9 protein-coding genes are annotated in these 5928 nt (G+C 58.4%); all 9 read right to left on the bottom strand.

The window, feature by feature from the left end:
- Window positions 1-316 precede the first annotated feature (316 nt).
- Window positions 317-697, bottom strand: coding sequence for a response regulator (locus QZX93_RS18005; protein ID WP_295386660.1), 381 nt, complete (start codon window positions 695-697; stop codon window positions 317-319).
- A gap of 27 nt (window positions 698-724) precedes the next feature.
- On the bottom strand, window positions 725-955 hold the full coding sequence (locus QZX93_RS18000) for an excalibur calcium-binding domain-containing protein (RefSeq protein ID WP_295386665.1): 231 nt from the start codon (window positions 953-955) through the stop codon (window positions 725-727).
- A gap of 141 nt (window positions 956-1096) precedes the next feature.
- Window positions 1097-1333 carry a hypothetical protein gene (locus tag QZX93_RS17995; RefSeq protein ID WP_295386655.1) on the bottom strand — a complete coding sequence of 79 codons (237 nt, stop codon included), beginning with the start codon at window positions 1331-1333 and terminating at the stop codon, window positions 1097-1099.
- Between the two features lie 725 nt (window positions 1334-2058).
- Window positions 2059-2478, bottom strand: coding sequence for a type IV pilin protein (locus tag QZX93_RS17990; RefSeq protein ID WP_295386651.1), 420 nt, complete (start codon window positions 2476-2478; stop codon window positions 2059-2061).
- A 13-nt stretch (window positions 2479-2491) separates the two neighbouring features.
- The gene (gene pilV / locus QZX93_RS17985; protein ID WP_295386645.1) at window positions 2492-2986 is read right to left on the bottom strand and encodes a type IV pilus modification protein PilV; all 495 of its coding nucleotides are present in this window, start codon (window positions 2984-2986) and stop codon (window positions 2492-2494) included.
- 329 nt (window positions 2987-3315) lie between these two features.
- Window positions 3316-3957 carry a PilZ domain-containing protein gene (locus QZX93_RS17980; RefSeq protein WP_295386642.1) on the bottom strand — a complete coding sequence of 214 codons (642 nt, stop codon included), beginning with the start codon at window positions 3955-3957 and terminating at the stop codon, window positions 3316-3318.
- A 30-nt stretch (window positions 3958-3987) separates the two neighbouring features.
- Complete coding sequence (locus tag QZX93_RS17975) at window positions 3988-4674, bottom strand: TraX family protein (RefSeq protein ID WP_295386639.1); 687 nt, start codon at window positions 4672-4674, stop codon at window positions 3988-3990.
- Between the two features lie 190 nt (window positions 4675-4864).
- The gene (locus QZX93_RS17970) at window positions 4865-5449 is read right to left on the bottom strand and encodes a TrbM/KikA/MpfK family conjugal transfer protein (protein WP_295386636.1); all 585 of its coding nucleotides are present in this window, start codon (window positions 5447-5449) and stop codon (window positions 4865-4867) included.
- 266 nt (window positions 5450-5715) lie between these two features.
- Window positions 5716-5928: hypothetical protein (locus tag QZX93_RS17965; RefSeq protein ID WP_295394807.1), on the bottom strand; the 213-nt coding region annotated here is incomplete at its 5' end.

Genomic DNA, 5928 nt, shown 5'->3' with positions numbered 1-5928 from the left:
CCTTCCAGAGTCCGGGACTGAGGAAGCATCCCGGAGTGGGTCTTGACGACCTGTTGCCAACGTAGCGGGATGGTTACCGCTTTCCCTGGTCAACCCAGCTCGCTTTCACAAGCTCCGCCCTTCAGGGCGGGGTAGTTGACGGAAAGGTCCCCTGCGCCAACACCGGCACCCGAGCACTGTCTACCTGTTTTACGCCAAGGAGGCGAGGGCAGGAGACTTCCCGAATGTTGCCAGATGTCTCCAGCGGTGGACTGCCCCGTCAAGTTTCGCATACGAAACTTAGGGGGCTAGCAAGGTTTCGCATGCGATACTCTTATCATTCTCGCCGCAACTTCAGCGCCTGCTGGACCCACTCTCGCACCTGGTCAGGATCCGCGCCTTTCATCAGCACCGGGACACTCAGCGCCCGGTACGCATTGAGGACCTCAGTGGAGCGCTCCGCGGTCTGGATCAGGATCGGTGTCGTCGGATCTAGGATCGCGTTCCACCGTCGCGCAAGCGACAGACCGTCGCCCGCCGGCATCTGGTGATCGGATACTACACACCCATACCGATGTGTACACAGCAGGTCAAAGGCGGCATCGCCCGATGCGGCCACCGCGACCGACCAGCCCCAGCGCTGGAGCAAGCGCGCGAGTGTCGTCCTGACAAGCTCGACATCTTCGACCACCAGGACCGCCGCCGTGTTGTTGCCCATTTGATAGCGTTCTCTCTGCTCGCGGTGTCAGCGGCCCACGCCGTCACCGCACCATTGTTTTTCACAAGGAACCCCGTCCCTGTCCCCATCCATCTTTGTTCCGGGACAGTTAGCCAAGAACCATCTGGCCTCGTCGCACGACTTCATTTGAGTGCAATATGTGCGCCCATCGCATTGATATTTACCTGTGGAGCCTGGAGCGTACCGAGAATCGCCAGTATCCGAATCCGCTGCTACGCACGTAGATAACCCAACCATGCACAGACCTGTCGCAATCTTCCGTAACGTCATATTCATTTAACTATTAACCGAATGATGTTATGCGTGCGTTTTGCCCGCGTTTGCTATGTAGGATCACCGTGCGATTCTATGCCGCCCGGGTCCTGTCCGAAAAATATACTATTGCTCGACCGGAACCACAGGTTGAAAACGTTGCACCTCCTGTTTCACTATACGCTTCACTTCCTGAACCTGCCGTGCCTGCTTTTCCGCCGGACTGAGATACATCGTCGTCGTCTCAAACTCCGACAGAGCTTTGGATTTCTCGCTCAGGATCGCCTGCCCCTCAGAGATGATAACACCGAATAAAATGGCAGCGCATATAGTTATAGATATGTTCGTGTGATTTCTGTTCACGTTATCTCCCGCGAATCAAAAAGTAGCCGGATGTGTCGCATCCGGCCCAAAGACGCACAGCTAGAAACAGTGTCTTTTAAGTAAAGAACAGATATCCGGCGTTGAGTCGCCGCCTTGATCGCGCCCTCCCGTCGTCGTGACGGGTGTTCGCGATCATGAGATTCAACCAGCCCGCCGGTAGTGATACTGGCAAACGATCGGTCGGTTACGACACCTTGGAATGCTTCTCCAGTTCCGGGCACTGTCGCCGGCAGTTAAACAGCACGGGTGCGACTCACGGCAGTGCTGCCGGCGTAACAAGCCGACCGACCCGGGCGAGGAGACTGTAGCGTATTCTGTTGAGGGTCTATCCGGCGTATGCTGTCACCCCCCCATAGGGATTCGCGATTGCGCCCGCTCGCAGCGCGATCCCGAGCCGTTGGATATAGACCCGACGACCCGAGAGTGCGTGGCCCCGATCGTGCCGAAGCTGGCGCAGCGCGTCAAAAAACTCACCGTCACAGAAGGTAAGCCATTTATTGTTAAGATACTCCCAGACTACCCACCTGGAAGCCCCTGTGTTTAAGACATCTTCCACCTCAGTAAAAATGTCTCGCAGCCGCTCAACCGCTGGCCTGGCGCTGCCTTTGGCAGCATCCGCGAGGGCCAAGGCGTGACCCACCGCCATCATTACTTCGTCTGTCGTTGTCGTCATACGCACCCTTCCTGCATTGCCTACCTACCACTCATCGTCGCCAACACGTCGGATCGTTCGCCCCGCGAATGCCTGCCTGATTGATCGTCAGCGTGCCGCACGGATCGCCAGCCACATACCAGGGTGCAATGGGTTCCGCCGACACAATAAAGCACTGCCCCATGGTGCAGGGCGAAATGGCGGAGTATGCCACCGTGATGGTGTATGTGGCCACTCCGGTTGGTGGAGATTGCACCACTGGCAGGACCAATTGCGGGTCTTCCGTCAGGCAGTTCGCGTCGGTCCGGTGGTAGCAGTTGTTCACCGTGTAGTTGCGCTCCAAGAATTGCGCATTCTCAAGCAGCGCCGCCTTGCCCGACGCGAGTTGTCCTCGCCGGACCTGATCCAGATAGGACGGATACGCAAGCGCCGCGCGCAACCTGATGTGATCGGCTGTCTTTTCTTCATTCATATTGAAACCACATTTAGGGGGAAAATCGAGTAATGAATTCTCGGGCGATGTTGTCACCGCTCCCACGTTCGGTCCACAACACCCTAACATCGAAAATACGATTAGACCCCGGGGTATTGGCTGCACAGGCCGGGGTCGGCCCGATGACACACCGCACGGTTCCGGTGCCGCCCGGAAGCATTGCCGCATTCACCGTCAGCCATTGATAGTGATCCGTTACCGCCATGCCGGCAGCCGAACAGCCGGACAGAAAGCACTTAGGGTCACGCGGCATCTCTGCGGACAGATTGTCGTAGTCACCTTCCGCCACTCCTGCGCGATTGGCCACCATCCGATCAGCAATGTCGTAAGCCTGTTGCGTTGCGATGGATCGGTAGGTGCTGCTTTGGCTGTCTCGCAGGGTGTGCACTTGCAGGGCAGCAATCCCCAGGAGCCCCACCGCAAACACAATGATTGCCTCCAGTACTTCAAGGAGGGTGAAACCATCCTTTCGGCGGCGGCCCCTCATGGACACGATGTCGCGCCCGCTTCGGTCAGCACCCGCCCAAGATTGGATAGGGTGATACTCCTGGCACTTGCCGTGCCGCGCCGGTCGCACAGTCGAAACGTACCGGCACATCCTGCGCTGAAGCCCGTCCCGTGAAAGGTGACAGATTATCTTGTCTCCGCCCTTAGCGTCGTCCCGTTGGGTGGGGCAGCGTAGACGGCCAGAACTTCCAGATACCACCCGTGCCCGCACCGAAACCGCAGCACGAGCCGCCGCCGCTACTTCCAACTTGCCACGCTCATGCCGGGCTACAAGGTGATCGCTGTCGTTTGTCATGCTTCGTATGTCTGCTATTTGCGTCGGTGGTGCTTGCGTTTGACTTTTGCGGCCAGCTCTTGCATCGCTTCCCGCGGATGCTCAAAACTCAATGCCACGCGAAACGATGTACGGATGCGGTCAATTCCCATAATGCGCGCCCGTAGACGCAGTTCTGGAAGGTAGTCAGGCCCTTCAATCACGACCAGAATACTTTGATGGGTCTGATATGATTCCCCGGTATATAAAATGTAGGCACCGTCAGACATCTGCTCCACCATTCGGCAATACTCTTCCCCATCATCCACGACAAGCTTCAGCGCATCGCAAAGCGGTTCATTCGACTCGCCCTGCAACATCGACAGCAGGCGTTCTAGCCGCGATTGGTGATGGTGCGCGAGACTGCGGAAACGCACGGCCACGAGCTGCGAGCCATTGTCGGGCGCGACCCTTAGAATCTCCGCTTGGGTCGCGATGTACTTGTCCCGTGCCCACGGCAGCAGCAGACATATTTCGCCGGCTCCTGGCAGCATTCTCCGGACCGAAAAGAGCGCCCCGCCCCACGAAAGATCCCTGCTGCGGGCGGTAAACACGGCGCTCACCCCAGGCAATATCACTTTGAGATCGCTCGCGACGGGTATTCGCTTATGTCTGCGCCGCTCTTTCCACCCTGTCATCGTCTCAAACTCCGCCAGCAACAGTGTCTTTTAAGTAAAGAACAGATATCCGGCTTGGCGCATTGGAATGCGAATTAGCCACAGCGCACACAGGTGGATGGGATAGTAGAAATAGAACACCCATCGCAACCGCGGCACTCTGAGATCGAGCCTGGATGCCGCAAGCACGATCGGCAGCGCTGCCATCGCCCACCAGTTTCCGTTGACCCCCCAGAGGGCGGCAAGCGCGCATACAGCTAATCCAGCGGGCATCCAGCCAGGCCGGCGGCAATACCACCACACTCCAACCCCGAGGACGATGCCATGCCAACAGAATTCCACGAATGCCCCACCGAGTACGCATATCGCTCCGGCCAAGCAGCAGCTAAAGACCGTCCCTTGGTCGAGGTAGTACAGCGTTGCCGTGAGGACGAGCAGCGAGAACAGGATATTTCCTGGCCACCAGCCATGCCAAAGGCCGCCGAGGGCCACGAATGCCGGCGTGGCGCAGAGTCCGGTAATCGCCAACCGTCGCATCGTTCGGCCGTAAACCCCGCGCTCCAGCGTGTTAGGCCGTGCCAGGTTGTAGGCAAGGACGAACGCGAATAACGGCATCGCCAGACGGCCGGCGTCGAACAGTACATCGTTCGTCCCATTGAACAGGTATTTGTCGACGTGATCGCCAGTCATCGCGATCAGCCCGAGCCACTTCAGCGCTTCTAGGAGGCCGTCGGTCACGACCAAAGTTTTCATCGTGGCCGGGGCTTATCCGTCTCGCAATCGTGATCGAGAATGCGACTTGGAACAGCGTTCAAGGCGGCGTGGAGTTGCGGCAGATGCGTCGCTGCGGCGGCGCGTTGCTCCGCACTGTATAGCGGTCGCACTGAGAGTCGCGGGCGACCCCTACGGTATTTCGGCGCAGCCATGCCTATCTCCAGATGTACGTGCCGTTACCTTGCTGTTCGAGAACCGGCAAGGCTACCTTTCCGCCGGTCGCATTTGACCATGCGCCACACAGTTGTGCTGCACGCTGCGAGTTTTGATTGCAGGTATTACAGGGCGTACAGGTGCAATCACCCCCACCCATCGTATAACAGTAAGCCTGATTATTAATGCACTGATTATAACTAAACGCGCAGCTAGTATATTCCTGCTGGCAGATTTGATATTCGGCATTTAGTTGTGCCGCCAATGTGGCCCGATTACAGGCTGCGCCATACTGAACGATCTGCCCGATGTTGCCGACTAGCCCGCTCATGTATGGAGTTTGTTGAGACGCGGGGCACTTTTCCAGGAAGCTTTGCCGGTCGCCGGCCAGCAGGCTAAAAAACCTATTCAACGACGGACTGCATTCGTCCGGTTGAGTGACGCTCGCCAGACAGAGGATCGTCTCGCAGGCGGAGCGTGAATCGCCAGTCAGCACCTCTTGGGCGGAGGTCGACGTGCCGTACGCCAGCGCGATGGCTGCCGTAGCGGAAAAAAGATAGGGTCGATAATCGAGCAACTTCATCATGTCACCAAATGTAGTCGTTGAGGTTAGTGCGGCGCCGGTAGTTACGCCGGAATAGTGCCGCGAGTAATTTTCTTGGGCGAATTGGCTCGCTCAAGCGGTGTTCTGGTTCCTGGCAGCGCTGGCCACCTAGCAGCCTGTCGGACTTGATGGCGTAACCGATTGATTAAACAGGAAAACGACTTTTTGGCGCAAAAGAGGAAACTCTTTGCATTCAATCGGTTGCATCACTAAGTCCGACAGCCTGCTAGGTTCCTGCTGCGCTTGCGTCAGATCCATCCGGTACGCCAGCGGTAGATGTCCCGCCCGCGGTCCCCGTGCCGCTCGATGCCGCGCCGGCCGCTGCGGCGATCCCGGCAGCGCCGGGGGTCTGGGTTCCGGTTGGGCTGGCTGCACCTGGGGCGCCGGAGGTCGCGCCCGCGGTCCCCGCGCCGCTGGATGTCGCGCCGACCGCCGCGGCGATCCCGGCCGCGCCGGCCGCT

Source organism: uncultured Thiodictyon sp. (assembly GCF_903946935.1).
Taxonomy (GTDB): Bacteria; Pseudomonadota; Gammaproteobacteria; order Chromatiales; family Chromatiaceae; genus Thiodictyon.
Note: the sequence above shows the minus strand (reverse complement) of the source record. Positions and strands in the feature narration are given on the sequence as shown.

What these genes read in the sequence shown, in the direction of transcription:
- QZX93_RS18005 (WP_295386660.1), bottom strand. Translation starts at nt 697, where the DNA reads ATGGGCAACAACACGGCGGCGGTCCTGGTGGTCGAAGATGTCGAGCTT.
- QZX93_RS18000 (WP_295386665.1), bottom strand. Translation starts at nt 955, where the DNA reads ATGGTTGGGTTATCTACGTGCGTAGCAGCGGATTCGGATACTGGCGAT.
- QZX93_RS17990 (WP_295386651.1), bottom strand. Translation starts at nt 2,478, where the DNA reads ATGAATGAAGAAAAGACAGCCGATCACATCAGGTTGCGCGCGGCGCTT.
- pilV (WP_295386645.1), bottom strand. Translation starts at nt 2,986, where the DNA reads ATGAGGGGCCGCCGCCGAAAGGATGGTTTCACCCTCCTTGAAGTACTG.
- QZX93_RS17980 (WP_295386642.1), bottom strand. Translation starts at nt 3,957, where the DNA reads ATGACAGGGTGGAAAGAGCGGCGCAGACATAAGCGAATACCCGTCGCG.
- QZX93_RS17970 (WP_295386636.1), bottom strand. Translation starts at nt 5,449, where the DNA reads ATGATGAAGTTGCTCGATTATCGACCCTATCTTTTTTCCGCTACGGCA.